This is a genomic window from Corynebacterium sp. HMSC074A09 (assembly GCF_001811545.1).
Classification (GTDB): domain Bacteria; phylum Actinomycetota; class Actinomycetes; order Mycobacteriales; family Mycobacteriaceae; genus Corynebacterium; species Corynebacterium hiratae.
Genome location: NZ_KV805147.1, coordinates 103,832 through 130,518 on the forward strand (window position 1 = coordinate 103,832; position 26,687 = coordinate 130,518).

A 26,687-nucleotide genomic window follows, 5' to 3' on the forward strand; every position below is an offset into this window, starting at 1 on the left:
CACTAACTTACCGCTTGTGCCCCATCAGTTGGAGGTGGCACCTCGCAGTGTCGCTCCAACACCACTCCGGCAACACACATCGCGGCACCGCCCAGCGCCGAAGACACCACCCCGGCCAGGTCACCAGCCGCAGCGACGAGCTCACCGGCGCGCGGCACCACGTAGACCGCCATGCCAGCATAGGCCCCGCCCACGATGGCCCCGGTCCACGCCGAGGCTTTGCCGACAAGCAGGAATTGCGCGATGGTCATGGGATTGAGCTGCGAGTTATCCAGGCCGATACCGTGCTCGTCCTCCTTGGCACCGCGCACCTTGAGCGTCAACAGCACGCACACCAGCGCCATAGCCCACAGAGAAATCGATACGGTTGCCGGAATGGCCAGCATGGAGCCATAAAAGCGGGTGGTGAGGGTGGCAGCCGCCGCAGCCACGAAGAGGGCGGTGCCGACAAGCGCGCCAATCGACGTCCTCGTCATTACTCCCCCAGTTCCTTCACCGCAGCGACCTCGTCCTCATCGAGGTCGGCGATGAGCTCGCGCACCGGGGTGCCGTTGAGCTCCGCGTGCTCATCCGCGGCCAACCACGGCACGAGCACGAAGGCCCGCTCGTGAGCATAAGGATGCGGCAGAATAAGTTCCGGATCTTCGGAGGTCACGCCGTCTATCTGCACGACGTCCACGTCCAGGGTGCGAGGACCCCAGTGCCGCACCCGCACACGCTCAGCGGCCTCCTCCAGCTTCTGGCCACGGCGTAGCAGCTCCAGCGGGGTGCAGTCCACGTCCACGATGAGCACCGCGTTGAGGAATTCATCTTGGTCGGTCACGCCCCACGGCGGGGTGGCAAAGACTGGAGAGGCAGCGACGGTCTCCTCAGCAAACTCGTCAAAGACGGTCTGCAGCAGCGCGCAGCGGTCTTCCATGTTGGAGCCGATAGACAGCACGGCGCGCATTAGCCTGCCATCCTCTTTCGGGAGCGGCGGGCCACGACTGCCACGTCCGCGAAGGTGCGCGGGATGGGCGCCTTCGGCTTGTGGATGGTCACCTCGATGGCATGGAGAATCCCGAAGCGCTGCATCGCGGTCTCGGCGACCTCCTCAGCCACCGTCTCGATAAGGTCCCGGGAGGGGCCCTCGACGATGTCCGCGGCGACGTCGGCAAGCTCGGCGTAATTCACCGTGCGGGACAGGTCATCCCCGATTCCCGCGGTGTCCAACCAACAGGTGATATCCACGATGAAGGGCTGCCCCGTCTTCTTCTCTTCCTCGAAGACGCCGTGGTAGCCAAAGCACTCCAGGCCGGTGAGTTCAATGCGATCCGCCATGTTTTATGCCTTTCCCAAAGAAGTGGACACCACTGTTCCGCCGTCCGCGCCGTTGGCGTAGCTGCCGGAGGCATGCGCGCCGCCGGTGTAGGCCGCGCCCGCGTTCCAGGCCGCGGCGACATCCACGGCATCGCGCGAGACTTCCACCTCGTGCACGCGCACGCCCCACGCACCCATCTGCGCAGAGATGGCGGTGACGGCCGCGGTGGCCGGGTCCGCGAGCAGCGGGCTGGACTCGGCGCCGCGATCTTCCCGGATGGCGGCGAGGAAGCGCTTGCGGGACGCGCCCACCAACAGCGGGAACTCGCCCTGGAGGAACTCCGGCAGAGCCTTGAGCAAAGCCCAGTTATCCTGCGGGGACTTGGCAAAACCCAGGCCCGGATCCACGACGATATTGTCGTGGCTAACACCGGCCTGCAGGGCGTTATCAGCGAGCTTCGCCAGGGACTCGTGGACATCGCGCACCACATCCCCGCCATGGTCGGCCACACCGGCGGCCGAGCCGAACTGGACGGTGCGCCAGTGCATGAGGCAGACCGGCAGGCCGGTTTCGGCCATGGTGCGGTACATGTCCGGGTCGGCCGCACCACCGGAGACGTCATTGATCATGTCCACGCCGGCCTCCGCAGCGGCTTGAGCAACCGAGGCCCGCATCGTGTCCACCGAGGTCTTAATCCCCTCCTCGCGCAGCGCCTTGATGACGGGCACGACGCGGCGTTCTTCCTCCTCGGCAGCCACGCGCACCGCACCCGGGCGGGTGGACTCACCGCCGACATCGATCATGTCCGCGCCGCAGGCGACAAGGTGGCGGGCGTGGGTAAGTGCATCGTCGATGTTGATCCAGCGCCCGCCGTCGGAGAAGGAGTCCTCGGTGACATTGACGATGCCCATGACCAGCGTGCGGCCGGGAACGGTGAGATCACTGACTGCCATTGCTGCTAGCTCCTAATCAGGCTCATGACCTCCGCGCGGGAGGCCGCATTCTTCTTGAATCCGCCGCGCACCGCGGATGTCGTCGTGGTCGCCCCCGGCTTGCGGATACCGCGCATGGCCATGCACAGGTGCTCGCACTCGATGACGACGATGACGGACTGCGCGTGGAGGACCTCCACCAGCGCATCGGCGATCTGGCTGGTGAGGCGCTCCTGGACCTGCGGGCGCTTTGCGTACATGTCCGCCAGGCGAGCCAGCTTGGACAGGCCGGTGACGTGGCCGTCGGAGCCAGGGATATAGCCGATGTGCGCCGTGCCGTAGAAGGGCACGAGGTGGTGCTCGCAGGTGGAATAGATGGGGATATCGCGCACGAGGACGAGCTCTTGGTGCTCCTCGGCAAAGGTCTTGTGCAGGACCTCAGTCGGGTCCTGGTGGAGACCTGCGAAGACCTCGGCATAGGCGCGGGCCACGCGGGCCGGGGTCTCGCGCAGGCCCTCGCGGTCGGGGTCCTCGCCCACTGCGATGAGCAGCTCGCGGATGGCTGCTTCGGCGCGCTCGTGGTCGAAGTCGCGCTGCGCCGGGATGTTATCGCTCATTGGTGTCGCCATCCTTGTACGGGTTGTTGCGGTGTTCATGTTCTCCCCAGCCGGGAGCGCCCCAGGCGTGCTCCTCCGGCTTGGCGTGGCGGCCGCGGCGTTCCGGTTCGCGTGGCTGCGGCTGGTGTTCTGGTTGGGGCTGGGATTCTGGCTGCGATGCGGCGGCATCCGGCACACGCGGAATCTCTTGGGTGTCCTCGTGGCTGGGGCCAGCCTGTTCTGGGGCAACAGTTTCTTCCTGCGCCCCATCGCTGACCGCTTCGTCTGCGCTGAGCTCGCGACCGGTGGGCTCGGTGATATCGGACTCGCCGAAGAAGGTATTGCCCTTCTCCGGATCCACGTAGTCACCCGCGTGCTGGCCGAAGCTGAAGCCAATCTCCTCGACCGATGCCTCCGATGTCGCGGCGGCGGCCTCGTCACCGTTTTCCTTCGCGCGTTCGAGCTCCGCGTGGCGGCGCTCGCGGGCGGCACGGGAGGCGTCGAGAAGCGTCATGCGCTTCGGCAGCTCCTCGCCGCGCTCCTGGGCAAGCTCGACCGGGGTCTTTACCGGCTCGCGGCCGGCCTGGCGCGGGAAGCGAGCGTCCTCGTTCGGGAAAACGTCGAAAGCCTCGCGCGGCTCGATGCCCTCGAAGATGCCCTCGAGGTCCGGGCGGCGCAGGGTTTCCTTCTCCAGGAGCATCTCGGCGAGCTTATCCAGGTAGTCGCGGTGCTCGGACAGGATGTCATAGGCCTGCTGGTGCGCGCGGTCCAAGAGGTAAGCCATCTGCTCATCAATCTTGGCGGCAATGGCATCGGAGTAGTCGATGGTCCCGCCGCCACCCATCTGGCTGAAGGGATCGCCCTGCTCCTTGCCGTACTTGACGGTGCCTAGATCCGGCGAGAAGCCGTACTCAGTAAGCATGGACCGCGCAATCTTGGTGGCGTGCTCGATATCGGAGGAAGCACCGGTGGTCGGTGCGCCGAAGACCAGCTCCTCAGCGGCACGGCCACCCATGGCGAAGACGAGGCGCGCGAAGAGCTCATCGCGGGTATACATGCCCTTGTCATCTTCCTGCGCGGTCATGGCGTGGCCGCCGGTGCGGCCGCGGGCCAGGATGGTGACCTTGTAGACGCGCTCAATGTCCTTGAGCGCCCAGGCGGCCAAGGTATGACCGCCCTCGTGGTAGGCGGTGACCTTCTTTTCATGCTCGGAAATGATCTTGCCCTGGCGGCGCGGGCCGCCGACGACGCGGTCGGTAGCCTCTTCCAGCGCATCATAGGTAATGACGTTGCCGCCGATGCGGGCGGTGAGCAGGGCGGCCTCGTTGAGCACGTTGGCCAGGTCCGCGCCGGACATGCCGGCGGTGCGCTTGGCCAACTGAGCCACGTCGACTTCCTTGGCCAGCGGCTTGTCCTTGGCATGCACGCGCAGAATCTGCTCGCGGCCGGCCAGGTCCGGGTTGGTGACCGGGATTTGGCGGTCGAAGCGGCCCGGGCGCAGCAGCGCCGGGTCCAGGATGTCGGGACGGTTGGTGGCCGCGATGAGGATAACACCCTCGCGGTCACCGAAGCCGTCCATCTCCACGAGCAGCTGGTTGAGGGTCTGCTCGCGCTCATCGTGTCCACCGCCGGTACCGGAGCCGCGCTGGCGGCCCACGGCATCAATCTCATCAACGAAGATGATGCACGGGCTATTTTCCTTCGCCTGCTTGAACAGGTCGCGCACGCGGGAGGCACCGACGCCGACGAACATCTCCACGAAGTCGGAGCCAGAAATGGAGTAGAAGGGCACACCGGCCTCGCCCGCCACGGCACGGGCCAGCAAGGTCTTACCGGTGCCCGGCGGGCCGTAGAGAAGTACGCCGCGCGGGATCTTCGCGCCGAGGGCGTGGTAGCGCTCCGGATCATCGAGGAAGTCCTTGATTTCCTGCAGCTCATCCACGGCCTCGTCCGCACCGGCCACATCCGCGAAGGTGTTGGTCGGCATATCCTTGGTCAGCTCCTTGGCCTTGGAGCCGCCAATGCCAAACATGCCGCCAGCGCCCTGCTGCATGCGCGACATCATCCAGAACAACAGCGCGAAGAGCAGCAGCATCGGCAACAGGAAGCTAATCATCGAGCCGATGAAGGAATCCTGCGTGACCTTCGTTTGGTACTTCTCAGCACCGGAGTCCTTGACCGCGTTAAAGACCTGCTCGGAGGCGCGTGCCGGGTACTTGGCAATGACCTCCTCGATGCCCTCCTGCTCTTCCACCGTCACCGGCTTCTTGAGCTTGAGGCGCAGTTGCTGCTCGCGGTCGTCGATCTGCGCTTCCTCGACGTTCTTGGAGGTCAGCTGCTCCATGGCCACCGAAGTGTCCACCTGCTTGAAGCTGCGGGCATCGTTGGTAAAGAACGTGAATGCGTACAGCAGGATGAGAACCAGGCCCGCGATGGAGCCGTAGCGGATGATGTTCTTGTTTTTCATTAACTACCTTGCACAATTGCGGCTTAAAGCGCCGGACAAGAATAAAGATTAATCGTTGCTGTAGACCGCCGGATGCAGCGTACCTACATAGGGCAGGTCACGGTAGCGCTCGGCAAAATCCAGGCCATACCCCACGACAAACTCGTTGGGGATATCGAAGCCTACATCGAACAGGTCAAGCTCTGCCTTAACCACCTCTGGCTTGCGCAACAGGGTGACCACCTCAAGGGATCGTGGCTGGCGGCCCTGCAGGTTACGGATAAGCCACGACAAAGTCAGGCCGGAATCAATGATGTCCTCCACGATGACCACATCGCGGCCCTCGATATCGCGGTCCAAGTCCTTCAGAATGCGCACAACCCCCGAGGAGGAGGCCGAGTTGCCGTAAGAGGAGACCGCCATGAACTCCAGCTGGGACGGGATAGCAAGCTTGCGGGCGAAATCCGTCAGGAAGAAAACCGCGCCCTTGAGCACGCAGACCAAGATGAGGTCCTCGTCGGTGTTGCGGTATTTCTCCGCCACGCGATCCGCCATTTCCTGGATGCGCGCCTGAAGATCGTCTTCGGTGATGAGAACGTTTTTGATGTCCTCTCCATAAGGATGGGCGGGGACGGCTAAATCATGGTTATCGTGCACGTGAGCGCTCCTTTGCTGACCGAGGCAATAGTGACAGTTTGCCACCAACGCGTGCGACTTCCAACCTTGTACCTTTCTTTTCCCCACGGACGGCGACGGGGCCTTGGCCATGCCACTGCGTGCACAGGGCATCGATGCCGCGCACCGCCTCGCGCGTAACCTCTATTCCCTCCTCGCGCAGCCACGCAGCGATCGCCCGGCGGCGCTTTGGTTCTGGGAGAACGGCCAGCTCGGCGCAGTCGGTGGTGGGGTGTGTGCTGAGGAGGGCGTCGTCAAGCGCGGCGTCGTGGGCTGCCTGGGCCAGGGCCGGGATGGGGTCACCGCCCACGATGTCCGCCAGGCGCGGGAGAATCTCGCGGCGCAGGGCCACGCGGCGGAAGGCTCGGTCCTGGTTCTGGGGGTCCTGCCAGACCTCCAGCCCCAGCTCCGCGCAGGCGGCCTCGGTCTGGGCGCGGCGCACGCTCAGCAGGGGGCGCACAACGCGCACGCCCTCCACCTCGGAGCGCTCGCGCATGCCCGCGACCTTCCCCCGCAGGGCACCCAGCAGCAGGGTTTCGGCCTGGTCATCAGCGGTATGCGCCACCGCCACCTCACCCCAGGGCGCGAAGGCACGGTACCGGGCGGCGCGGGCTTCGGCCTCCACGGAGCCTTGCTTGCCGACGTCCACCCGCAACACCTCCGCCCCCGCCCCCAAGGCGCGGGCCTGCTCGGCAGCCCGGCGCGCCTGCGCGGCCGAGCCTTCCTGTAAGCCGTGGTCGACGCAGAGCGCTGTCACCTCGTGTCCTTCGGCCACGAGAGCGGCGGTCAGCGCCAAGGAATCGGCCCCGCCGGACAAGCCCACGGCGATGGCGCGTGGCTGCTCACCGACCACGGCGCGGGCGGCGACGCGGCACGCCAAAAAGTTGGGGCTTCTGCGCGGCCAAAAAGGTTTCTTAGAAGTCATGGAGGGCAGCGGCGAGAGCATCTTGGGCTTGGCGGGCGGAGGTGACTTCGCCGTCGTTGACTAAGAAGGCGAAGGCGTACACGCGACCCGACTGGCCCTGGGCGGTGCCGGTCAGCGCGGAGGTTCCCGTGAGGGTGCCGGTTTTGGCGCGAACGTACCCGCGGGCCGGCGAATCGGGGTAGCGCTGGTAGAGCGTGCCCTCACCGCCGGCGAGGGGCAGGTAGCCCAACAGCGGGCGCAGCTCCTCGGTGGCTACGGCCTGGTCCATGATGTGGGCGAGTACGTCGGCGGGGATGCGGTTATCGCGGGACAGGCCGGAACCGTCTTTGAGGGTGATGTCGCTGATGTCGATGCCGTGGCCTTTAAGCACGTCGAGCATGGTTTTCGTGGCGCCCTCGAAACTTGCTTCCGCGCCCTGGCTGACGGCCAGCTCGCGGGCGATGGCCTCCGCCATGACGTTATCGGAATCCTTCACCGCTTCCTGGGCGCGCAAAGCCAACGGCTCAGATTCTGTAGCTGCGATGACCTCGGTGTTCTCGGGCGCTGAGCTCGTGTCCGCCTTGTCGGTTCCCAGGCGGGAGGCCAACGCGCGGGCGACGTCGAGGGCCGGCTCGTGGGAGCGCGGAACGTCGCCGGTCTTCTCCCCAATGCGCCCACCGTAGAGCATGGCCGGCTGGATGGGGGCGACGAAACCGCCGTCAATATTGTCATCATCCCAGCCCGGTGCCTGGTCGGGCCCGGCCCAGATGGACGTGTCGATGGAGACCCGCGTGACGGTATCCATCTTCTGCTGAATCTGTTCCGCCAGCTCATCGAGGCGCTCGTCCGTCAGCCAGACATCGCCGGCGGCCTTGATAACGATCTCGCCCTCGTGCTCACCTGCGACCACTTCGGTGGTCAGGCGCTCTTCTTCGTCGAGCTTGAGCGTAGCCGCGGCGAGGGTGAGGACCTTGGTGGCGGAGGCCGGGGTCAGCGGCTTTGCGGGCTCGCGCTCCCACAGCACGTCCTGGGTGGTGGTGTCGATGATCTGCCCGCCGAAAGTGGCTAGAGCCTTGTCCTTGCCTAGCTCATCCAACCTGGCTTTGAGCGCGGCGGCGTCGATATCACCGGGCTCGACGGGCTGGACCAGTGTTGTGGGTTCTTCCTGTTTATAGGGCTGGCCGTGGTCCAGGTGATCGTAGGTGCGCTGGATTTCTACGCCCAAGGCGGCCGTCGCCGCCACGGCTCCCGCCGTGACGAGGGCCGCAGTACTCCACCAGACATGCTTAGCTTTCATCGCCCTTTAGACTAGCGCGGTAGACTAAGCGGAGCACATGCCAACCTATTAGTTATGGAGGATTCAGCCGTGAGCGTTGAAGTAACCATCGAGATCCCAAAGGGCTCCCGCAACAAGTACGAGATCGATCACGAGACCGGCAAGGTCCACCTCGACCGCTACCTGTTCACCCCGATGGCCTACCCGGCTGACTACGGCTTCATCGACCACACCCTGGGTGAGGACGGTGACCCGTTGGACGCGCTGGTCATCCTCCCGGAGCCGGTCTTCCCGGGCGTTGTCGTTGAGGCTCGCGTCCTCGGCGTGTTCAAGATGACCGACGAGGCCGGTGGCGACGACAAGCTGCTCGCCGTCGTCGATGACCCGCGCTGGGAGCGCTACCAGGACATCAACGATGTAGAGCAGCACATCAAGGACGAGATCGAGCACTTCTTCACCCGCTACAAGGACCTGGAGCCGAACAAGGAAGTTACCGGCTCCGGCTGGGGAGACAAGGCTGAGGCAGAGAAGATCCTCGAAGAGGCTAAGGCTCGCTTCAAGTAAGCCGCCACGGTCCGCATGCCGGCGACGGCACTGTCAGGTACGTTTTGGTAAATAGGGGCTGAAAACCTACCAGTTTTTCGCCACTATTTGCGAAAACGTACCTTTTTCGTTCCGGGGGGAACATTGATTGAGATTTATCGGGGGCGCGATGTCTCCCGCGGGGCTCGGCGCAAGGGGGCCATCAAGATTGCGAATGGCTTTTACCTCTCAGAGGAGCCCACACCGCTTCAGCTAGCACAAATCATGTCACGTGAATGGCCCGATTTAGCGCTTGATGGCTATTCCGCCGCGCGCCGGTACCTAGAACAGCCCCTTCAATTCCCGCTCGAGTTTATCCGCGACTCCACTCTCCCATCGAGCACTTATTTTCGCAGCAGGCGGGCACGGCCTAAAGCGCTGGGCAGCATGAATCGGGTGAACGTCTGCAGCCCACTGCAGTGTGTTGAGGCGATGGCGCAGGAGGATGCCGTGGCCTTCATCGAGGCCTTCTTCGCCGGGCCGCACGGGCGTTCGCGCATCGAGACCGAGCAGCTGGACTTTCGCCGCCTGCCCAAGCACACGCGCGAAGTTCTGGAAAAGGCCATCGTCGGAGCGGATAGCAAGCCGGAGCGCGACCTGACCAGGGGCCTTGAGCCCCACGTCAAAGTCCGCAACAACGTGCGGATTGGGCCCTACCGCTGGGACTTGGTGCTGGAGGAACACAAGGTCGCCATCGAGGTGGACGGCTACGCCTATCACAAAGGCGAGAACCGACAGCGTTTCGAAATCGACCGCCAAAAGCTGAACGACGCCGTCCAGCGCGGCTATCGGCCCCTCCACTTCACCGCCGCCACGATTGAGTACCACCTCGACGTCGCCGTCCAGCAGGTTCTCGCGGTCATACAAGGGCGGGGCAGTTTCGTGGCCCCGCCGTGGACATGGCACCACTACTGGCGGTGGGAAGGCGAGCGTTGCGGCTAGATCGCCGCACCACACTTAGGAGCCGCAGTGGGAGGCGAGCCAGCCGTCGAGCTCGGATTCGGGTGCATCGGGAGCGATGGGATCCTCGGCGAACTCCTCGCCCGTGCGCGCCTTGTCCTTGGCCGTGGTGAGCATGAGCGAGCGGCCGTCCGGATAGTCCAGGACCACGTTGGCGGAGGCGTAGCCGGCGGTCGGCTTGCCAAAGGTCCGTGTGTTGTCCAGCCCGCGGAAGGCCAGGAGGGTGGCTTCGGCGGAGGAGGCGGTCTCGTCGTCGGTGAGCACGGCGACGGGAATGTTCAGCTTGCCGCCCGACGTGGTGGTGGGCGTGCCACCGCCGGTAACGGAATTACCGTCGATGACCACGTCAGAAGTAGTCATTCGGCTGACGAAGGAGAGGGCGGTGCCATCCGGCAGAAGGGGGCTTAAGCCCGCGTACATCGGGCCCATGTCCCCGCCGTCATTGCCGCGCAGATCCACCACGGCAGCACAGGCCTCCGGGTGAGAGGTCAGACCGTGGGCCAAAGTGTCGGCGTAGGCTTGGCCGTCATCGTGGCGGCCGATGGAGGGCACGGTAGCGCGCAAGACGCCATCGTTGAAGTCAACCGAAGGCTCAGCGCTTTCGGCGGCCTTTTCCTTTTCGGTGCTAAAGACTTTGGAGTGCTTGCCACCGGCAGCGTTGATGGCGGCATCGAGGAGCTCAGCGTTCGTGGGGTCCGCTTTGAAGGCCTCGCGGGCGCGCTGGAATTCTTCGCTCTCGCCATAGATTCCGGAGATCGCGGCAGTATCCACCATCGCAGTGTTGATGCGCTTCTCGCTGGCATTGAAGAGGAAGTAGGGCTTGCCCAGCAGCGCCCCGCCATAGGAGGGGCCGAAGAAATACACGGCCGCGGCCACAGCAACAAGAGCAACGAGAAAGAGTCCGCCGAAGATTTTCAGTACCGTTTTCATTCTTTTCGACCTCCAGTCCGCAGCACGTAGCCGCGCAGGGGTTCAACAAGGACAATGGCAAGCAGCGTGACCAGCCAGCCTATGGCCAAGAAACCGAAGGCCATGAGCAGACGGCCAAGAACGTCGACATCGCTTTGCTCGACACTGGAGAAGAACATCAGTGAGGCGATCCCACCGCCGAAAAGGAAGCCGAAGAAGCTCAATCCCACCACAGGCCCCATGATGGTCAGGGCACCGGAGCGGAACTGGAAACCGCGCGGCACACCCATGAGATCCAGAGAGCGGATGAGTTCCTTGTCTTCGAAGATGCCGGAGACCTGCCCCAGAATGATGGACATGGTGGTCAGCGTGAAGCCGAAGATGAGGGTTAATAAGACGCCGGTGGAGATGTCCTTAAACACCACGTTCATCCCCGGGTCCTCTTTGAGAACCATGGCCAAGGCATCAGAGCCTAGGGGCGCCGCAACGAGGAAGCCCGCCAAGTAGCCGAAGAACGCGATGGCCGCACTCCGCTTCCACGCCGGGCGCGCATTGCCCGCCACTCGCTGGCAGGCCACGAAGTGCGCGGTGCCAGGAAAGAGAGACATGATGTGTGCGCCGAGCTGCAAGATAAAAGGGGAAATGAGGTTGATGCTCATCACCATGCCAAACATGACCACGATGACCATGGCGGTCGGCGGTCCCGCCTTCCCGGAGAGCAACACACCACCGATACCCGCGATGATGAGGAAGACGATGACGCGCCACCAGCGATAGGCCGCGGGCATCTGGCGCTTGGCCACACCCAGGGGGCTCACGCGCACGCGCTGCATGCCGACGAGTGCCGCACCGATGGCCAACACAAAGAGCACACCGGCCACGGCCAGATAACCCCACCACGGGAGGAGAATCTCGGATACAGCAATAGAACGCATCTGGAAATCCACCTGCGTAAAGACCGGCGCGACGAGCAGGCTGATAAGCCCGCCGAGCACGATGCCGAGGATGGCTTGCAGGCCGGTCTCCACGATGGCCATGCGCTCCACCTGGCGGGAGCTCAATCCCAACAGGCGCAGGGTGGCCAAGCGCTGCTCCCGGCCGGAGGCGCCGAGGACGGCGGCTTGGGCAGTGAGGTTAAACAGCGCCGGAAGAATGAAGGCGCAGGCCAGCAGGGCCAGGGCAAACCACGGGTAGAGGAAGGCCTCCATCTCGTCGCCGAAAGCCTCCTGCAGAGCGGGCGCGGCCTCCTCGACGTGCTGAGCGCGCTCCCAGAACATCCAGGTACCGCCCGCAACCAGGAAGGCGATGGCGGAACCAATGGTCAGGCTCACAATGGCCAGAAGCGAGACGATACCCGTTCCGGAGCGCGCGCGAATCGATTCGCGCTGCAGGTCAAAGACTAAAGTCGCGGTGTTCATCGGATCACCTCGAGGCGGCGGTCGTCGTGGATGATGCCATCGCGAATCTCCACGCGGCGCTGCATCCAGTCGGCCACCTTCGGGTCGTGCGTGACCATGACCAGGCTGGCACCGGACTGGCGCACGATGGTAGTCAGCATCTGCATGACCTCGTGACCGGTGGACTGATCCAGCGCACCGGTGGGCTCGTCGGCGAAGACGACACCCGGGTTCGCCACCAGCGCACGCGCAATGGTCACGCGCTGCGCCTGGCCGCCGGAGACCTGCGCCGGGCGACGCTCCGCCAAACCGCCCAATCCCAGCTGGTCCAGCAGCTGCATCGCGCGCTTGCGCGCAGCACCGCGCGAGACCCCGTTGAGCATCGCGGGAAGCGCTACGTTGTCCACGTTGCTCAGCTCCGGCAGCAACTGGCCGTCCTGGAAGACGAAGCCGAAGTTGCGCAGGCGGAGGCGGGAGCGGGGGCCGTCGCCAAGCGCGGAGAGCTCGTCATCCCCGTAGCGCACGCTGCCGTGCGTGGGGGTCAGCACGCCGGACATGCAGTGCAACAGCGTGGACTTGCCGGAACCAGACGGCCCCATGACCGCCACGAGCTCACCCGGTTCAATGTCGAGGGAGATTCCGGCGAGCACCGGGCCGCCGCCGAAATCCTTGGTGATGTCTGTCAGGGAAAGTGTCTGTGCCATGTCTCTCATTTCACCGTCTCGGGCCCTCATAAAGAACAGTCCTAGCGTTGCTCTTTAAGGTAGTGCCAGCACTACCCCTGCCGCAGGGGCGGGCCACTATGCTGGGCCTGTGTTCCGAAGAAAACCCCAGCCCACCAACCATGAGCAGCAGCAGGCGCAGAAGATTGCGCAGCTCACGGCCTCGCGCCGCGCCATCGCGGATGCCTATGAGGTGGAGCGCGCCCGCATCGAGCGCGACTTGCACGACGGCGCGCAGCAATACCTCGTGGCCGCGAGCATGAAGTTGGGGGAGGCTCTTCTCGACGCCCCCTCTGAAATTGCCGAGCTTCTCACCGCCGCCAAGCAGGACGTGGACCGCGGCCTGCACTCCCTGCGCGCCACGGTGCACGGCATCCACCCACAGGTGCTGCAGGATCACGGTTTGGTCGCCGCGCTTGCCGACGTCTCCTCTTCCCACGGCCCCCACGTCAGCGTCTTCGCCCCGCATCCTTTGCCCAAGCTTTCCGCCTCCGTGCTGGCCTGCGGCTACTTCTTCGGCACGGAGGCTTTGACCAACGCGGCCAAGCACGCGCCCGGCGCGCCGGTGTCTGTTTTAGTGATCGCGGATGATTCGCTGCGCATCACCGTGGTGGATGAGGGCCCGGGTGGCGCGCAGGTTGTACAAGGTCATGGCTTAGCGGGGATGGCCGAGCGCCTCGCCGCTTTTGGCGGGGAGATGACGCTGAGCTCTCCCCCGGGCGGGCCCACGAGGCTGGCGTGCTCGATTCCTCTTCTTCTCGATCGCGGACAGTCAGGAGTTTAAGAAATGAGTTTGAGAATCGTGGTGGCGGATGACTCCGCCATTCTGCGCGAGGGCCTCGCCGGCCTTCTGGAGCGCCGCGGGCATTCAATTGTGGGCCAGGCGGATTCTGCTCCAGCTTTGGAGGCCGTGGTGGATAAGCTGCGCGATGAGCTTCCGGACATCGTCATCACGGACGTGCGCATGCCGCCAGGTATGGGCGATGACGGCTTGAAAGCCGCCGTAAACTTGAGAAATGCATACCCGGGTCTGCCCGTCATGGTGCTCTCCCAGTATGTGGCCCCCGCATATGCGGTGGAACTCTTCGACTCCCCCGATGCCGGCACCGGCTACCTGTTGAAGGACCGCGTCTCCGAGGTACGGGACTTCCTCTCGAGCCTGGACGTGGTGGCCCAGGGCGGCACCGTCATCGACCCCACCGTGGCGCAGGCCCTCATGAGCTCCGGGCGCAGCGGCCTGGGCGAGCTCACCCCGCGCGAGCGCGAGGTCCTCGAGTTGATGTCCCGCGGCAAATCCAACAAGGACATCGCCACGGATCTCGTCTTGTCTTCCGCCGCGGTGGCCAAGCACGTCTCCAACATCTTCACCAAGCTGCGCTTGGACCCCAGCGAAGACAACCGCCGCGTGAAAGCCATTCTGGAGTACCTCTCAGCGCACCGCTAAAGCCAGCGCCACGTTCACGCGACGTTTCTACGATCATGCCGCCCTACGTTCATGCCTCACTACCTACATTCACGGTAAATAAGGCCCAGATTTTCGTGATTTTTCACCCCTTATCTACCGTGAACGGCATCAATCGTCCGCTTAACACCTCACACAAAGAACCGGTGCCACATCCACGGCGGGTCCAGATACCGCTTCGTTCCTTTTGCCACCCCACGCACTTGTTCCACCACCTTATCGAGGTGGTGCTCAATCGTGGTCGCGGTGAAGTGGAGGGGCGTGTAGCCGCGATGTACGGCGTCATTCAGTTTTTGGCGGTCGAGCTCGAACTGGCGGCGGTTTTCCCCTCGGTGATAGGCGTAGCCGTCGACCTCGATGGCAATCTTGTATTCCTCTAGAAGGAGATCCCACCGGTAGGGCCCAATTTTCGCATTGTTGCGCACCTTAAAGAAGGGCTCCAAAGCCCGGGTAAGAGCCCGCTCGGGCACACTATCGGCACCGATGACTGCTTTCTCTAACACCCGCCGAGTGTGCTGCGGGAACCTTCGAAAGTCCATGGAGAGCAGTTTCAGCCGCTTTTCCGCGTCCCTACCAGACAGAAACGTTTCTAAGAACACCACCGCGTGCTTTTCCTCCATCGCCTCCACCGCCTGTAGTGGATTGCACACGTTAATCCCGTCATAAGGGAATACCCCCTTTGGTCGAGCGCGGCGAGCGACATAGAAGCGCGTATCCTCCAGCCCTTTTTCACGAATGAGCTGCAGTGGAAACTCAGGTTTCCGCTCAAGAAGCACCATCGCCGCGGAATACCCGTCCAACGCACTGTCTGGCCAATGCCGGCTGAGCACTTGTGCTAGCTCGTAAGCAGTTGGTTCCCGTGGTAGATACAGCCCACGGGTGATTTTTGTTGCCTCACCTTTAGCCGCCGCCGATGGACCCGCGCGACCGACAATCTTGTCCATGAGAATCCCCTCCGATTGCAAGCCCCCACCCCTGCTGTTCACACTACAGTGCCCCACCAGCCTCACCACCGCACCCGCGTAAGCTGGTGCGCATGCAGAACGTACAACCCACCGAAGTACCCGAGAACGCCCAGCTCATCGACGTCCGCGAGGACCACGAGTGGAACACCGAGCACGCCCAGGGCGCCACGCACATCCCGATGGGAGACCTAGTCGAGCGTCTCGACGAGATTGACCCGGACCGCGATATCTACGTCATCTGCCATGCAGGCGGGCGCAGCATGCAGGTCTGCCAGTACTTGGAGCACGCCAAGGGCTGGGACGTCATCAACGTCGAGGGCGGCACGGATGGTTGGAAAGCACAAGGCTGCCCTATGGTTTACCCAAACCACTAGTGGTACCATTTGCGGTACCATACAGGTGTGGCTCCCAAGATAGAAAAGATCCTCATTAAGATGCGGACTTCACGGACAAACGTCCGCTTCTCAGAGCTGCAACTTGTGTGCGACTTCCATTTCTAGGAGCAGATCATGAACCTCGCAGACAAATACACCTACCAAACCGCTTGGTCAGAAGAAGATGGCGAGTTCGTTGCCACAGTCCTAGAGTTCCCCTCCCTCTCATGGCTCGACGCCACTGCGGCCACCGCAGAAGCCGAGTTGCGCAGCGTCGTCGAGGAAACTCTAGAAGATATGCAACGCAACAATGAACGCATCCCGGAACCATTCGGGCAGCGAAGCTTTTCGGGGAAGTTCAACCTCCGCATACCTCAGTCACTTCACCGAGACCTAACCATCGAAGCAGAACGGGAAGGCGTTTCTCTCAACACACTCATCGTGCAGAAGCTAGCCTCAGCCTGAAACTAATGGGCCACAACCCATGATTTAAGTTTGCCACCTTAGGCGCGTAATATCGTCGGCATGCCTTCATTGAATTCTGTATCCATTCCGACCGCGCTCTTGGAGTCCCCCTCCTTCCAGCTGGAGCGCCTCCGCCGCCGCACCCGCGAAGGCGTCGAGGCCGCGCTGCAAACGCAGCAAACCACCCTGCGCGAGTACTGGGTGCTCACCTGCCTCGTTGCGGAGACCGCGTCCTCCCAGTCCGCACTGTCGGAGACCTTGGCCATCGACGCCTCCGACATGGTGCGCCTGCTCGATTCCCTGGAGTCCCGCAGCTGGGTCAAGCGCGAGCGCGATGCCAAAGATCGCCGCCGCCAAATCATTGCCTCCACCAAGAAGGGCGTGAAAGCCCACAAGGAGCTTGCCGTCCTGGTGTCGAAGGCTGAGGACGAAGCCCTCGACGAATCCACCAACAAGCAGCTCAAGCATCTGCGCAAGCTGGCCGCCGCCATCATCGCGGCGGACGCACCCGCCGATACCGAAAGCGGTGATGCTTAAATGACAGAGCCCGAAAACCTTCCTAGTACCGGGGGCCGCCACGCCCTCCGCACCGATGAGCCCGAGACCCCGGCGATGCCCGAGGTCCCCGAGCACTACCTCCTCGGCGACGAGGCCGCCCCCGCGCGCACCCTGTGGGACATCGTTAAGACCACCGCTGAGCACTACCCCGAGGCCGCGGCCCTCGACGACGGTGAAATCCTCACCTACGCCGAGCTGCTTGCCGACGTTTCCGCATGGGCCACCGAGCTCCACGCCAGCGGTGTGCGCCGCGGAGACCGCATCGGCATCCGCATGACCTCCGGCAAGCGCGAGCTCTACCTGGCCATCCTGGCCACACTCGCCGCCGGCGCGGCCTACGTGCCGGTCGACGCCGACGACCCCGATGAGCGCGCCGAGATGGTCTTCGGCGAAGCCGACATCGACGGTGTCTTCACCGATGAGGGCTTCCGCATGCTGCGCGAGGCGCGGCGCACGTCCGATGACAAGGGCGGTGGAGACGGCGCGCTTTTCGACGAGCCACGCCCCGAAGACACCGCGTGGATCATCTTCACCTCCGGATCGACGGGCAAGCCCAAGGGCGTGGCCGTGAGCCACCGTTCCGCGGCCGCCTTCGTGGACGCCGAAGCTGCCCTCTTTTTGGCGGATAGCCCGCATGGCCCCCTCGGCCCGGACGACCGCGTCCTGGCCGGCCTGTCCGTGGCCTTCGACGCCTCCTGCGAGGAGATGTGGTTGGCCTGGGGCCACGGCGCCTGCTTGGTCCCGGCCCCGCGCTCGCTGGTGCGCTCCGGCATGGACTTAGGCCCCTGGCTGATTCGCCGCGACATTACGGTGGTCTCCACCGTGCCCACCTTGGCCGGCCTCTGGCCAGCCGAGGCCCTGGACAACATCCGCCTCCTCATCGTCGGCGGCGAGGCCTGCTCCCAGGAGCTCACGGACCGCCTGGCCACCGAGGACCGCGAGATGTGGAATACCTACGGCCCCACCGAGGCCACCGTCGTGGCTTGCGCGCAGCGCATGCTGCCGGGCAGGCCCGTATCGATTGGGTTGCCGCTGAAGGGTTGGGATCTGGTGGTCGTCGACAAGCACGGCGTCCCCGTGAACATCGGTGAGGTGGGCGAGCTCGTCATTGGTGGTGTGGGCCTGGCCGCCTACCTGGACCCGGTGAAGGATGCGGAGAAGTACGCGCCGCTGGAGTCCCTGGGCTGGGAGCGCGCCTACCGCACAGGTGACCACGTGCGCCTTGAAGAGGACGGCCTGTATTTTGTCGGGCGCGTCGATGACCAGGTCAAGATCGGCGGCCGCCGCATCGAGCTCGGTGAGGTCGAAGCTAACGTCGCCGCGCTGCCGAACGTCTACAACTCCGCCGTGGCCGTGCAAAAGACACCGGGCGGCGAGTCCGTGCTCGTCGGCTACGTCTCCCTGGATGACCCGGATGCTGGGTTCGACCACGAAGCGGCACACGCCCGCCTAGCGGAGACCATGCCGGCAGCGCTCGTCCCGCGCATCTGCGTCATGGATGAGCTGCCGATTCGCACCTCCGGCAAGGTGGATAAGAAGGCCCTGCCGTGGCCGCTGCCGGGAGTGGGCGTGGAGGCAGACGGCCTCAACCCCACCGAGCAGTGGCTGGCGGAGCTGTGGGTGGACACCCTGGGGGTGTCCGTCGAGGACGTCAACGCAGACTTCTTCTCCCTCGGCGGCACCTCGCTGGCCGCAGCGACCTTGGTCGGCCGCATCCGCGAGCGCTTCCCCACCGTGGCCGTGCGCGATCTGTACGACCACCCGCGCCTGGGATCCCTGGCGGAGCAGCTCGCTGGTGCCGAGTCCGTCGAGGACGCCGGGCCTGCCCGCGAGGTCAAGCCCGTCGGCGCTGGCACGCGCATCGCGCAAACACTCATCCAGCTGCCCATCATGACGCTGGCCGCCACGACGTGGCTGGCCTGGCTGCTGCTGGGCTCAAACCTGGCGAACCTGCTGGGTGTGGAGTGGGCCATGACCACCCCGTGGTGGCTGGTCATCCTTCTCCTCGTCATCTTTGTCACCCCCATCGGCCGCATCCCCATCGGTGGTTTCGGCGCGCGGCTGATCACCACCGGTATTAAGCCCGGCGAGTACCCGCGCGGGGGCTCCACGCACCTGCGTATTTGGGCAGCGGAGCGCTGGGCGGATGCTTCTGGTTCGCGCTCGATCGCGGGCGCTACGTGGGTCAACAACTATGCCCGCGCGCTGGGAGTGAAGATGGGCCGCGGAGTGGACCTGCACTCGCTGCCGCCTGTGACGGGTCTGCTGACCTTGGGCAAGCACGCCGCGATTGAGCCCGAGGTCGATCTCTCCGGCTACTGGCTCGACGGCGATATCCTGCACGTCGGCGCCATTGAGGTCAAGGAAGGCGCTCGCGTGGGCGCGCGCTCGACGCTGCTCCCAGGAACCGTTGTGGGCAAGGATGCCCACGTCGAGGCTGGCTCCACCGTCACTGGGCGCAAGAAGATCAAGGACGGCCAGCGCTGGTCCGGCTCGCCTGCCAAGAAGGTGGGCCGCTCCAAGCACCGCTTCCCGTCGCATGCCCCGAAGCGCCGCCCGTGGTGGGTAGCCATCTACGGCGCTACCTCTATCTTGCTGGCCTTCCAGCCCATCGTGGCGCTGGCCGTGGGCGCTGCTGTCGTCGTGGGGCTCATCGCGGTGACAGAGGGTTCTCCTTACGTCGGATCTATCTTTTTCGCTCCGCTCGGTGCCCTGGCGGCGTTTGCCACCTTCATGCTGCAAACCTGGCTGGGCGTGCGCATCCTCTCGCTGGGTATCAAGCCCGGTGTGGCACCGGTGCGCTCCGCCAAGGGCTGGCGCCTGTGGGCCATCGAGCGCCTCATGGACGAGGCCCGCACGCAGCTCTTTCCCATCTACGCCTCGCAGCTCACCCCGGCGTGGCTGCGTTCGCTGGGTGCGACGATTGGCAAGGACGTGGAGATTTCCACGGCCGTCATGGTGCCCAAGCTCACCGAGGTCAAGGACGGCGCCTTCTTGGCAGATGACACCATGATCGGCGGCTATGAGCTCGGCGGCGGCTGGATGCTTACGGGTGAGACCAAGGTGGGCAAGCGGTCCTTCGTGGGCAACTCCGGAATCACCGGTCCGGGCCGCAAGCTGTCCAAGAACTCGCTGGTGGCCGTGCTGTCCTCAACGCCGAAGAAGACCAAGTCCGGTGCCAACTGGTGGGGTTCCCCGCCGGAGCGCATGCGCCGCGTGGAGGCACACGTGGACGGTGTGGAGGGCGAGTCCCTCACCTATAACCCGGGCTTTGGGGTCAAGGCCGCGCGTGGTGCGATTGAGACCATGCGCCTGCTGGCGCCGATGACCTCGGCCATGCTGCTGGCGGGCACGTTGGCGACGCTTTACGCGCTTGCCGACGCCCTCAGCATCGCCGCCGCCTGGGCCCTCGGCGGTGTCATCCTCATGGTGGCCGGCGCCATCGCGATGGCGATCACCGTGGCGGTCAAGTGGATCTGCGTGGGCACGCAGACCGCCGGCGACCACCCGCTGTGGTCCGCCTTCGTGTGGCTCAACGAGCTGCAGGACACCTTCGTGGAGGCGGTTGCCGCCCCGTGGTTCTTCACCCACACCTATGGCATGGGTGAAATCAACCAGGGCCTGCGCGCGCTGGGCGTGACGATTGGCCGCGGCGCGTGGATCGATTCTTATTGGTTCCCGGAGACAGACCTGTGCTTCGTGGGCGAAGGCGCATCCGTGGGCCCGGGCACCGTGGTGCAAACGCACCTCTTCCAGGACCGCGTCATGAGCCTGGATACCGTCACCATCAAGGCCGGCGCCACCCTGGGCTCGCATTCGGTGGCACTGCCTGCTTCAGTCATCGGCAGCGTGGCCACCGTCGGCCCCGGCTCGCTGGTCATGCGCGGCGACCAAGTCCCGAGCAGCTCCGAGTGGCAGGGCAACCCGATTGAGCCCTGGAAACACTAGGTAGGCAAAGAAAGGAGGCGGCAGGATTTCCTGCCGCCTCTTCTCTTTATGCCTGGCGCAAATTCGCGAGCCGCTAATGAGCGGTCAATGTGACGTGACTAGTCACCGATCTGGTCGCGACCACGCTTGACGATCTTGTCATCCACCTGGTCAACGAGCTCGTGGTCCTTGTTGGTGTACTCAAACTTGGAGAGCACGTAGCGCATCGCGTTAATGCGGGCACGCTTCTTGTCGTTGGACTTGATGGTGATCCACGGAGACTCTTCAGTATCGGTGTAACGGAACTGCTCCTCCTTGGCGCGGGTGTAATCATCCCACTTATCCAGAGAGGCCAAGTCCATGGGCGAAAGCTTCCACTGACGGACCGGGTCGATCTGGCGGATGGCGAAGCGGGTGCGCTGCTCCTTGCGGGTCACGGAGAACCACAACTTAGTCAGCGAAATGCCGGAGCCGAGAATCATGTTCTCCAGCATCGGAACCTCGCGCAGGAACTCTGCGTGCTGGGATTCCGTACAGAAGCCCATGACGCGCTCCACGCCGGAGCGGTTGTACCAGGAGCGGTCAAAGAAGACGATTTCACCACCGCACGGGAAGTGCTGAATATAGCGCTGGAAGTACCACGACGTGGATTCGCGCGGGGACGGCTTCTCCAGCGCTACGGTGCGGGCACCACGCGGGTTGAGGTGCTCATTGAAACGCTTGATGGTGCCGCCCTTGCCTGCGGCATCGCGGCCTTCAAAGAGGATAATGTGGCGCTGGCCGGTTTCCTTGGTCCAGTTCTGCCACTTCAACAGCTCGATCTGCAGGGAGCGCTTGATGGACTCGTACTCATCGCGCGTCATGCGCTCTTCGTATGGGTAGTTCTCGCGCCAAGTCTCAACCGGCGAGCCATCCGGCATGATGAGCGTGGGATCGTCTTCATCGGAGTCATCGACGACGTAGCCGTCGGTCTGCGCAAGGTCGATCTCGGGGAGTTCGTCGTCTTTAATGTCAGCCATGCCAATAATTCTATCTATGAAACAGGCATCCGGCGCGATAAAACTGGTTGCCGCCGCCCAATTTACCCCCGTCGTGGCAAACGGGCGTCAGCAGCAGCCCAGAATGTACGTTTCTCACAAATAGTGCCCCCAAAACTCGAAGATCGGGGGCCTTAAATGATCGATCCGTACCCGCCCCGCTTACGCGATGGTACGTTTTCGCATGCAAGGTCCGGAAAGCGCATGATCCCAAGGGCATGTTTGCGAAAACGTACCGCGGCACTGCGCTAGCCCAAGGGTTCTGGAAATGAGAAACCCCGCTGCCCATCATGGGACAGCGGGGTTAACGCTTAGTTCTGCGTGAACAGCGTGCTGCTTAGAGCAGGCCGATCAGCTTCTTGGCGCCGGAAGCAGCGTCGCCCAGAGCGTAGAGAAGCGGCAGGATGAGGCCGAAGATGCCGGTGGAAGACAGGGTTTCCATTTTAAAATCTCCTTGGGATTGAAAGTGTGTGTATTAAGTGCGCCCTTCAGAAGGGCACAAGATTACTTCGTGGAGGACAGGGCGTCCAGCTTGGAGGTGTCCGGGGTTACCTCAACGGAGTCAGCGGTAGCAGCACCAGCGATGATGTCGAAAGCCTTAGCGAAGCCCTGGAAGAGGTTCTTGATGCCGGAAGCGAAGTCAGCGAAGTTGCCCAGCTGATCAGCAACGAAAGAAAGATCCATTATGGTCTCCTTTTGTGAAGTCCGGACTCAGAAGTGCCCGGAGGGGTTTGCGGTTTTGCAGACACCCTCAGCGGGCGTCACAGAAAACTATTTTGGCACACCTCCCCGACTTTGCAAGCGTTTAGGCGAGTTAATTTTTCGGATGAAGATCATTGCAGATCAAGCATGCAACGAGCGTTATTTATTCACTCGACCTTAACCTAACCAGCAACAACGCCTCTAACTGCGGAAATAAACAGCATCAGGTGCGAGGCGACAAGAAATTTTCTGCAAAACGTAACGCTAGCCCCTCCACTAGCGATTCATAGGCCTGACAAACAAAGTAAAAGCGAGAAATATTTTCCGCAAGAACATGCTCGCCTACCCCCATCCGGGGTGACATAAGGGCACAAAAAGGTCTCAGAACAGAGAACGCTCCCCACGGTTGACCGTGGGGAGCGTTCGTTTTGCTACGGGCTGCAGCCGCGAGACGCCTCAGCCCGGGGAGCTAGGCACTAGAAGCCCATGCCGCCCATTGCGTCAGGATCCGGCATGCCAGCGCCTGCACCGGCCGGCTCCGGCTTATCCGCCACAACTGCCTCGGTGGTCAGGAACAGGGCCGCGATGGACGCAGCGTTCTGCAGTGCGGAACGGGTGACCTTGACCGGGTCATTGATGCCAGCGGCCATGAGGTCCACGTACTCGCCAGTAGCCGCATTGAGGCCCTGGCCAGCCGGCAGGGAAGCCACCTTGTCGGCGACAACGCCCGGCTCCAGGCCAGCGTTCTGAGCAATCTGCTTCAGCGGAGCAGACAGTGCCTCACGGACGATCTTGACGCCGGTTGCCTCGTCACCGGTGAGGTCAGAGAGGGAATCCAGGACATCAGCTGCCTGCAGCAGGGCCACGCCACCGCCGGCGACGATGCCCTCTTCGACGGCTGCCTTAGCGTTGCGCACGGCATCCTCGATGCGGTGCTTGCGCTCCTTGAGCTCAACCTCGGTAGCGGCACCAACCTTGAGGACTGCCACGCCGCCGGCCAGCTTGGCCAGGCGCTCCTGCAGCTTCTCGCGGTCGTAATCAGAATCGGAGTTCTCGATCTCGGCGCGGATCTGCTTGATGCGGCCGTCGATCTGCTCCTGGGAGCCAGCGCCCTGAACGATGGTGGTCTCGTCCTTGGTCACGACAACCTTGCGTGCCTGGCCGAGGTACTCGATCTCAGCGGTCTCCAGGGACAGGCCGACCTCCTCGGAGATGACCTGGCCGCCGGTGAGGATAGCCATGTCCTGCAGGGTGGCCTTGCGGCGGTCGCCGAAGCCCGGAGCCTTCACGGCAACGGACTTGAAGGTGCCGCGGATCTTGTTGACCACGAGGGTGGACAGGGCCTCGCCCTCAACATCCTCAGCGATAATCAGCAGCGGCTTGCCGGTCTGCATGACCTTCTCCAGCAGCGGAACGAGGTCCTTGATGTTGGAGACCTTGGAGGAAACCAGCAGGATGTACGGATCCTCGAGGACAGCCTCCTGGCGCTCCATGTCGGTAGCGAAGTAGCCAGAGATGTAGCCCTTATCGAAGCGCATGCCTTCGGTGACCTCAAGGTCGACGCCGAAGGTGTTGGACTCCTCAACGGTAATAACGGAGTCCTTGTTTACGGAGCCGTTGCCCACGGTGTACATAGCCTCGGCGATCTTCTCGCCGATTGCCGGGTCAGCAGCGGAGATACCAGCGGTGGTGGCGATCTCTTCCTGGGTCTCTACTTCCTTCGCGGAGGAGAGCAGGGAGTCAACAACCTTCTTGGTAGCGGCCTCGATGCCGCGCTTAATGCCCATCGGGTTAGAACCAGCGGCTACGTTGCGCAGACCCTCACGCACGAGAGCCTGTGCCAGAACGGTAGCGGTGGTGGTGCCGTCACCGGCAACGTCATCAGTCTTCTTAGCTACTTCCTTGACCAGCTCTGCACCGATCTTCTCGTACGGGTCCTCGAGCTCGATCTCGCGCGCGATGGAGACACCGTCGTTGGTAATGGTCGGGGCGCCCCAGGACTTCTCCAGGACGACGTTGCGGCCCTTGGGGCCGAGGGTGACCTTGACGGCGTCGGCAAGCGTGTTGAGACCACGCTCGAGGCCGCGACGTGCCTCTTCATCGAAGGCAATGATCTTTGCCATGTGTTTGTGCTCCTTAAGCTTTGTTGAGGACGACACTCACGTCTGGATCTATGACGGACGCCCGCGACGGCACGGCTGGCGAGTGTTCTCCAGCCCCAACCACATAGATGATTTTGATTCATTTCTGGCACTTGCCATGTGGAAGTGCTAGCGACCATTCTGGCACTCAGACCTACCGACTGCAAGATTCAACACGAACGCTATAAGCGAACGGGCGGTGCATAAGCACCGCCCACGAAAACGAACTGCCCGCTAAACCGAACCGCCCGTCACAACGAAGTCTCTGTCGCTCTTAGGACGCAGCCTTCTTCGCCGTCCACTTATACGCCGCGGCAATGCCGGCAACGAAGAGGATGACGCCCACGAACTTGGCTGCCGTGCCGCCCTCGAAGATCTCCAGCGGGGAATCGCCGCCCGACGCCGCGATGATGCCCGCATTGACCACGCCGAAGAGCGACTCACCCACGATGAGGCCAGTGGCCAACAGCGTGCCCATGCGCTTGGCAAAGTCCGGCTTGGACTGGCGGGCCGCCCACCGGTTGTAGAAGTAGCCCAAGAACGCACCGATCGGCACCACAATGGTGATGGCTGCCGGCAGGTACATGCCCATGCCCACGGCCAGCGGGGACAGGGAGTACTTGTCGGTGAAGTGGCGCAGGCACTCGTCCACGATGATGATGACGGCACCAATCGCCGCGCCCAGACCGATGAGATCCCACGGCAGCGAGTTATCAAAAATGCCAGATGCCACCGAGGACATCAGAGCAGCCTGCGGGGCAGCCAGCGCGTCCTCACCGGCGCCCTCCATGCCCTGGAAACCAAAGCCGGTGAGCATGACCTGCAGAATCGGCGGAATCACCAGGGAGCCGAAGAGGACACCGATGATGAGCGCTACCTGCTGTTTCCACGGCGTCGCGCCGACCAGCTGACCGGTCTTGAGGTCCTGCAGGTTGTCATTGGAAATAGTCGCGATACCGAAAACAATGGCCGCAGTAAACAGCGTGTAGGCCACCAGCGACAGCGGCTCCGCGTCCGTCCCGCGGGTCACGGCGGCAATGATCAGCGCGGCGGCGATGACCGCGATGATGCCGATGGAGGAAATCGGCGAGTTGGAGGCACCGATGAGGCCAGCCATGTAGCCACACACCGACGCGATGATCAGGCCCACGAGCAAGGTGAAGAGTACGGAGACCGTGATGAGGACGGCCATGTGGTCGTGGATATCGGTGCCGCGCACGAAGTTCCACAGCAGCAGACCAATCGGAATCATCAGGACCAGGATGGTGCCAATGACATAGGGCGCCGGAATATCGCGCTCCTCCACCGCTACCTGCTGGCCGCCCTTGCGGTCACGGGAGGAGGCGAAGGACTCAGCCATGCCCTTGGCAATCGGACCGGTGATCTTGATCAGCGTCCAGATCGCGGCGATAGCCATGGTGCCCACGCCGATGAAGCGAATCCGGCCGGAGAAGACGGAATCAACAGTGTCCATGAGCGTGGCCGGATCACCCAGCCCCTCACCACCGGTGAGGATGGGCAGCAGGATGAGGTAGGAGATGACCACGCCGACGAGCATCGCAATACCCACGGCCAAGCCCACGAGGTGGCCCACGCCGACCAGCGCCAGCGAGAGGGAGCTACCCAGCGTCGTCGCGCCCGGGCCCAGCTTGAAGTAGGTGGCCACCTCGGAGGCGGCTGCCTTCATAGCCGCCAGCAGTGCCATGACGGCAGAAAGGATGCCGCCAAAAAGGATGACGTGCAGGCCCTTCGTGTTCTCTTCGTGGGCGGCCTCGCCCTCCTCACCGGTGCTATCGCCCACCTTGAGGACCTCCGCCGCGGCCACGCCTTCCGGATAGGGCAGGTCCGAGCCCGTCACCAGCGCACGGCGCAACGGAATGGAGTACATCACGCCGAGCACACCGCCGATGGCGCAGACCGCGGCGGTATCGATAAAGGAAAAGCCCTGCCAGTAGCCCACCATGACCAAGCCCGGGAGCACGAAGATGATCGCGGACAACGTGCCGGCCGCAGAGGCGATGGTCTGCACGATGTTGTTTTCCTTGATGTTGTGCCCGGCAAAACGGCGCAGCACCGCCATGGAAATCACGGCGGCAGGAATGGACGTGGCAAACGTCAGGCCCACCTTGAGGCCCAGATACACGTTGGCGGCGGTAAAGATAAGAGTGATGAGCCCACCAATGATGATGCCGCGCAGCGTGAGCTCGCGGAGCGTGGACTGGGAACCTTCGGCGGTGGTAGACGCCATGTCAGGTCCTTTCTAAAAAGAACTTATAAACAATATGGACTAGAACCGTGCATATGTTACTACCTAGCGGCCGGTAGGCCGAGTTGAGGATCCGAGTAGGTTGGAGTGC

The 26,687-nt window shown here is 63.4% G+C and carries 25 protein-coding genes; 8 read left to right on the forward strand and 17 right to left on the reverse strand.

Annotated features, from left to right (window positions below; genetic code table 11):
* Nucleotides 1–2: 2 nt before the first annotated feature.
* The 9 genes from HMPREF2807_RS05865 to dacB are packed head-to-tail and all read right to left on the reverse strand — an operon-like array spanning nt 3 to nt 8,150.
* Nucleotides 3–476, reverse strand: a complete 474-nt coding sequence (locus tag HMPREF2807_RS05865) for a DUF3180 domain-containing protein (protein ID WP_070511118.1) — start codon at nt 474–476, stop codon at nt 3–5.
* Entirely contained in the window at nt 476–949 is a 474-nt protein-coding gene (gene folK, locus HMPREF2807_RS05870) for a 2-amino-4-hydroxy-6-hydroxymethyldihydropteridine diphosphokinase (RefSeq protein ID WP_046647202.1), read from the reverse strand. The genes HMPREF2807_RS05865 and folK overlap by 1 nt, the downstream gene beginning before the upstream one ends.
* Entirely contained in the window at nt 949–1,320 is a 372-nt protein-coding gene (gene folB, locus HMPREF2807_RS05875) for a dihydroneopterin aldolase (protein WP_046647201.1), read from the reverse strand. The genes folK and folB overlap by 1 nt, the downstream gene beginning before the upstream one ends.
* Nucleotides 1,321–1,323: 3 nt before the next feature.
* Complete coding sequence (gene folP, locus HMPREF2807_RS05880; protein WP_046647200.1) at nt 1,324–2,253, reverse strand: dihydropteroate synthase; 930 nt, start codon at nt 2,251–2,253, stop codon at nt 1,324–1,326.
* Between the two features lie 5 nt (nt 2,254–2,258).
* Nucleotides 2,259–2,849: a GTP cyclohydrolase I FolE gene (folE, locus tag HMPREF2807_RS05885; RefSeq protein WP_046647199.1), complete on the reverse strand. Its 591-nt coding sequence runs from the start codon at nt 2,847–2,849 to the stop codon at nt 2,259–2,261.
* The gene (gene ftsH / locus HMPREF2807_RS05890; protein WP_070511120.1) at nt 2,839–5,295 is read right to left on the reverse strand and encodes an ATP-dependent zinc metalloprotease FtsH; all 2,457 of its coding nucleotides are present in this window, start codon (nt 5,293–5,295) and stop codon (nt 2,839–2,841) included. Before ftsH ends, folE begins: the two co-directional genes overlap by 11 nt.
* 48 nt (nt 5,296–5,343) lie before the next feature.
* Nucleotides 5,344–5,931: a hypoxanthine phosphoribosyltransferase gene (gene hpt / locus HMPREF2807_RS05895; RefSeq protein WP_046647197.1), complete on the reverse strand. Its 588-nt coding sequence runs from the start codon at nt 5,929–5,931 to the stop codon at nt 5,344–5,346.
* Nucleotides 5,921–6,874, reverse strand: coding sequence for a tRNA lysidine(34) synthetase TilS (gene tilS / locus HMPREF2807_RS05900; RefSeq protein ID WP_083306690.1), 954 nt, complete (start codon nt 6,872–6,874; stop codon nt 5,921–5,923). The genes hpt and tilS overlap by 11 nt, the downstream gene beginning before the upstream one ends.
* The gene (gene dacB, locus HMPREF2807_RS05905; protein ID WP_070511124.1) at nt 6,864–8,150 is read right to left on the reverse strand and encodes a D-alanyl-D-alanine carboxypeptidase/D-alanyl-D-alanine endopeptidase; all 1,287 of its coding nucleotides are present in this window, start codon (nt 8,148–8,150) and stop codon (nt 6,864–6,866) included. The genes tilS and dacB overlap by 11 nt, the downstream gene beginning before the upstream one ends.
* Before the next feature lie 69 nt (nt 8,151–8,219).
* On the opposite strand from dacB, the gene HMPREF2807_RS05910 reads away from it, so the two are divergent.
* Both HMPREF2807_RS05910 and HMPREF2807_RS05915 read left to right on the forward strand, forming a co-directional pair.
* Entirely contained in the window at nt 8,220–8,693 is a 474-nt protein-coding gene (locus tag HMPREF2807_RS05910; RefSeq protein WP_010188812.1) for an inorganic diphosphatase, read from the forward strand.
* Nucleotides 8,694–9,107: 414 nt separating this feature from the next.
* The gene (locus HMPREF2807_RS05915) at nt 9,108–9,653 is read left to right on the forward strand and encodes an endonuclease domain-containing protein (protein WP_232751634.1); all 546 of its coding nucleotides are present in this window, start codon (nt 9,108–9,110) and stop codon (nt 9,651–9,653) included.
* Nucleotides 9,654–9,668: 15 nt separating this feature from the next.
* On the opposite strand, the gene HMPREF2807_RS05920 is transcribed toward HMPREF2807_RS05915, so the two are convergent.
* The 3 genes from HMPREF2807_RS05920 to HMPREF2807_RS05930 are packed head-to-tail and all read right to left on the reverse strand — an operon-like array spanning nt 9,669 to nt 12,681.
* Entirely contained in the window at nt 9,669–10,601 is a 933-nt protein-coding gene (locus HMPREF2807_RS05920) for a S41 family peptidase (RefSeq protein ID WP_070511126.1), read from the reverse strand.
* On the reverse strand, nt 10,598–11,998 hold the full coding sequence (locus HMPREF2807_RS05925) for an FtsX-like permease family protein (protein WP_070511129.1): 1,401 nt from the start codon (nt 11,996–11,998) through the stop codon (nt 10,598–10,600). The genes HMPREF2807_RS05920 and HMPREF2807_RS05925 overlap by 4 nt, the downstream gene beginning before the upstream one ends.
* Nucleotides 11,995–12,681 (reverse strand): ABC transporter ATP-binding protein, encoded by a 687-nt coding sequence (locus HMPREF2807_RS05930; RefSeq protein ID WP_070511131.1) that lies wholly within the window; start codon nt 12,679–12,681, stop codon nt 11,995–11,997. The genes HMPREF2807_RS05925 and HMPREF2807_RS05930 overlap by 4 nt, the downstream gene beginning before the upstream one ends.
* A 109-nt stretch (nt 12,682–12,790) precedes the next feature.
* On the opposite strand from HMPREF2807_RS05930, the gene HMPREF2807_RS05935 reads away from it, so the two are divergent.
* Together HMPREF2807_RS05935 and HMPREF2807_RS05940 are read left to right on the forward strand one after the other, a co-directional pair.
* Entirely contained in the window at nt 12,791–13,483 is a 693-nt protein-coding gene (locus HMPREF2807_RS05935) for a sensor histidine kinase (protein WP_046647190.1), read from the forward strand.
* A 3-nt stretch (nt 13,484–13,486) separates the two neighbouring features.
* Nucleotides 13,487–14,143, forward strand: a complete 657-nt coding sequence (locus HMPREF2807_RS05940) for a LuxR C-terminal-related transcriptional regulator (RefSeq protein WP_070511133.1) — start codon at nt 13,487–13,489, stop codon at nt 14,141–14,143.
* Nucleotides 14,144–14,292: 149 nt separating this feature from the next.
* On the opposite strand, the gene HMPREF2807_RS05945 is transcribed toward HMPREF2807_RS05940, so the two are convergent.
* Entirely contained in the window at nt 14,293–15,105 is an 813-nt protein-coding gene (locus HMPREF2807_RS05945) for an endonuclease domain-containing protein (RefSeq protein ID WP_070511135.1), read from the reverse strand.
* Between the two features lie 92 nt (nt 15,106–15,197).
* On the opposite strand from HMPREF2807_RS05945, the gene HMPREF2807_RS05950 reads away from it, so the two are divergent.
* From HMPREF2807_RS05950 to HMPREF2807_RS05965, 4 genes are all read left to right on the forward strand, one after another.
* Nucleotides 15,198–15,500 carry a rhodanese-like domain-containing protein gene (locus HMPREF2807_RS05950; RefSeq protein ID WP_070511137.1) on the forward strand — a complete coding sequence of 101 codons (303 nt, stop codon included), beginning with the start codon at nt 15,198–15,200 and terminating at the stop codon, nt 15,498–15,500.
* A 135-nt stretch (nt 15,501–15,635) separates the two neighbouring features.
* Nucleotides 15,636–15,965 carry a type II toxin-antitoxin system HicB family antitoxin gene (locus HMPREF2807_RS05955; RefSeq protein ID WP_070511139.1) on the forward strand — a complete coding sequence of 110 codons (330 nt, stop codon included), beginning with the start codon at nt 15,636–15,638 and terminating at the stop codon, nt 15,963–15,965.
* A 60-nt stretch (nt 15,966–16,025) separates the two neighbouring features.
* On the forward strand, nt 16,026–16,502 hold the full coding sequence (locus HMPREF2807_RS05960) for a MarR family winged helix-turn-helix transcriptional regulator (RefSeq protein WP_049154701.1): 477 nt from the start codon (nt 16,026–16,028) through the stop codon (nt 16,500–16,502).
* Nucleotides 16,503–20,471, forward strand: coding sequence for a Pls/PosA family non-ribosomal peptide synthetase (locus tag HMPREF2807_RS05965; RefSeq protein ID WP_070511141.1), 3,969 nt, complete (start codon nt 16,503–16,505; stop codon nt 20,469–20,471).
* A gap of 98 nt (nt 20,472–20,569) precedes the next feature.
* Here the strand turns inward: HMPREF2807_RS05965 and ppk2 are convergent, their stop codons facing one another.
* The 4 genes from ppk2 to HMPREF2807_RS05985 form a co-directional block, all read right to left on the reverse strand.
* Nucleotides 20,570–21,469, reverse strand: a complete 900-nt coding sequence (gene ppk2, locus HMPREF2807_RS05970) for a polyphosphate kinase 2 (protein WP_046647187.1) — start codon at nt 21,467–21,469, stop codon at nt 20,570–20,572.
* Between the two features lie 522 nt (nt 21,470–21,991).
* Nucleotides 21,992–22,171, reverse strand: a complete 180-nt coding sequence (locus HMPREF2807_RS05975; RefSeq protein WP_046647186.1) for a PorH family porin — start codon at nt 22,169–22,171, stop codon at nt 21,992–21,994.
* A gap of 494 nt (nt 22,172–22,665) precedes the next feature.
* On the reverse strand, nt 22,666–24,312 hold the full coding sequence (gene groL, locus HMPREF2807_RS05980; protein WP_046647185.1) for a chaperonin GroEL: 1,647 nt from the start codon (nt 24,310–24,312) through the stop codon (nt 22,666–22,668).
* 292 nt (nt 24,313–24,604) lie between these two features.
* Entirely contained in the window at nt 24,605–26,578 is a 1,974-nt protein-coding gene (locus HMPREF2807_RS05985) for an OPT family oligopeptide transporter (RefSeq protein ID WP_049154698.1), read from the reverse strand.
* Nucleotides 26,579–26,687: the final 109 nt, after the last annotated feature.